The 2,650-nt window shown below is 73.2% G+C and carries 2 protein-coding genes and 1 pseudogene; 2 read left to right on the forward strand and 1 reads right to left on the reverse strand.

The features are described from left to right. A partial coding sequence (locus tag K6I34_RS35275; RefSeq protein ID WP_229332111.1) for an FAD-dependent monooxygenase occupies nucleotides 1-1,037 on the forward strand: 1,037 nt, incomplete at its 5' end. A gap of 105 nt (nucleotides 1,038-1,142) precedes the next feature. Next, entirely contained in the window at nucleotides 1,143-1,538 is a 396-nt protein-coding gene (locus K6I34_RS35280; RefSeq protein WP_229332112.1) for a GNAT family N-acetyltransferase, read from the forward strand. Nucleotides 1,539-2,349: 811 nt separating this feature from the next. On the opposite strand, the pseudogene K6I34_RS35285 reads toward K6I34_RS35280, so the two are convergent. Further along, nucleotides 2,350-2,650 (reverse strand): annotated as a pseudogene (locus K6I34_RS35285) (hypothetical protein); the annotation flags it as partial.

The raw sequence follows: 2,650 nt of genomic DNA on the forward strand, positions 1-2,650 counted from the left end.
GCACCGCCGTGAGCATGTACCACCACGTCCTCACCGCGCTGCTGCTGCGCACGGTCCGCACCACCCCCGGCATCACACTCCGCCAAGGAGAACGGGTCACGGCCGTCATCACGACAGGACGGGCCCGCACCACCCGGGAGGAGATCCACGCCGGGCTCGTCGTCGGCGCGGACGGCCGCGCCTCCACCGTGCGCCGGATCCTGCGCCCTGGCGAACAAGCGCCCGTACCGCTCTCCCGCACAGCCGGACTGCTGCTGCCCGGCGCCCGGCTGCCACGCGACGGGTACGCCCACGTCCTCCTCGGCGGACCCGGCCCGGTCCTGGCCTACCGCGTGGCACCGGACACCGTCCGCCTCTGCGTCGACGTCCCCCTCACCGGCCCCGGCCCCGCGGACATCCGCGACTACCTGCGGCACGGCTACACCGACGCACTCCCCGAGGAACTCCGCCCGGCCTTTCACGAGACGCTCACCGCCGGCAGGGTCCAATGGGCAGCCGCACGCTTCCGCAGGCGCTCCTTCTTCGGCCGGGGGCGCTGCGCCCTGGTCGGCGACGCGGTCGGACACGGCCACCCGCTGGCCGCCCAGGGCATGACCCTCGCACTCCTGGACGGCGAATGCCTCGCCCGCCACAGCCCGGACGTCTCCGCCTACGCCGCCGAGCGGACGGCCCGGTCCTGGTCCGCCGAACGTCTCGGCGCCGCGCTCCACCGCACACTGACCGGACACGACCCCACCTCCCTCCTCCTGCGCCAGGCCGCTTTCGGCCTCTGGCGGCACGATGTCCGCCAACGCGGCCTCGTCCTCGGCCTGCTGGGCATGCGCGACGACCGCCGGAGCGCGTTCTGCGACGTCCTCGCGCACGTGACGGCCCGCGCGCTGACGGAACTCGCCCACACCGCTCTCCCGGACGCCGCCCCTTCCGTGGGACGGCTGACGGGCCTGGCCGACTGGCTGCTCTGGCTGCTCGGCCCCACCGTCGGCACGCCCCGCCCACCCGGCAGGCGGCTGCCCGCGATCGCCGTCATGGGGCCCTGACCCGGCCGCCCTGCACGCGGGATGCGGTGGTGGCGCAGGGCTGGTTCCAGGTGCCCTCTCGACGACTGGGCCAGTGATCCGCGGAACCGACATTACGATCAGGGGGTGACGGTCGAGTACGAATGGCGGGGCGACTTCGACAACTCCGCCCTCAACGCCCTGCACGCTGACGGCTTCGGCCACCCGGTCGCTCGGACCGACTGGCGAGAACGACTTGAGCGCCACAGTCTCGGCTGGGTCTGCGCCGGGGAGGACGGCTCGCTGATCGGCTTCGTCAACGTCGCCTGGGACGGCGGAGTTCACGCCTTCCTCCTGGACACGGTGGTCGCCCGGCACCGCCGGGCGGGAGGCATCGGCGCCGCGCTGGTCGCAACCGCGGCCCACGAAGCTCGTGCCGCGGGGTGCGAATGGCTCCACGTCGACTTCGAGGAGCACCTGCGTCCGTTCTATTTCGGTGCCTGCGGCTTCAAGGAGACGACAGCCGGTCTGATCGCTCTGTAGCACCGTGGGCCAGGCTCCGGTCCGGGGCGCACAGGACCGCATGCGGTATAACGGCATCAACGGCCCGCACTCGGACACACAGCTGGACGGTTGCGGGCCATCGGGTGCCGCCTGTCCTCGACACGCTGCCGGTTCACGGGCGGCAGCGTTCTCCGTGCCTATGATCTGCCCACAGCCGACGCGATGAGAGTGGGGTGGTCCGGCGGGGCACACGCGACTTCGGAGAGGTGTTATGCCCAGGGAACCTGATGCTCCGTGGACCGGACAGCGCACCGCCCGCGACGTCACCCGCGCCGTGACCGACACACGGCGGGCGTATGGTTCACGGGCCAGGTCACCGACCAGGGCGAGCCGGCGCACGGCCTCCTCTTCCTCCTCCTCGTTCCCGTATCGGCCCGTACGCCACTGCATGCCCCACCAGAGCACGACCGGCAGCCCGGGGCGGGCGCGGCGCAGCTCCGCCAGCCGCTCGAGGACGTGGGCGGCGGTCGCCAGGTGCTCCCGTTCGTCGCAGCGGGCGACGTAGCTGGGGCAGAGCACGGACAGGCCGTGGGGCGGCACGGCGGGCAGGGCGTGCGGCAGTTCGTGCGCGGAGAGCCGCTCCCACGGGCCACCAGCCGTTGCGGCCAGCGCCGGAGGGCCTCGCCGCCGGGCGTCACCGGTCCTGGGGCCGGTCCGGGTCGGCCGCCGGCGTCACGAGTCGTGCGGGTCGAGTCGTATCGCGCACCATGCTCTGCTCCCCGACGCGAGGATGGAGTCCGGCATCACGGAATTACTTGAATTCCCCGGCAGTTACCGCTGCCGCAGTGCCTCAGCGGGCCCGGCGCAGCGTCCACAGCAGTACGGCGGGCAGCCCGGTGAACGCGGCACGCACGGCCTCCGGTACGAGCGCCGCGGCCGACGGGCTCACCCGGCACTCCTCGGTGAGGACCGGCTCGGCGCTGTCCACGACGTCCAGCCCGTGCGCGGCGAACGCCTTCAGACAGGCCGAGCGCGGGTGGTGGTTGCGGACGACGGCCTTGCGCCCGGGCTCGAGCGGTACGAAGGCGTGCCCGCCGAGCAGCACGAGCGTGGGGTGGATGTCGCACAGCACCGCGTGTCCGCCCGGCCGC

Origin of the sequence: Streptomyces sp. UNOC14_S4, from assembly GCF_020740835.1 — a bacterium.
Classification (GTDB): Bacteria; Actinomycetota; Actinomycetes; order Streptomycetales; family Streptomycetaceae; genus Streptomyces.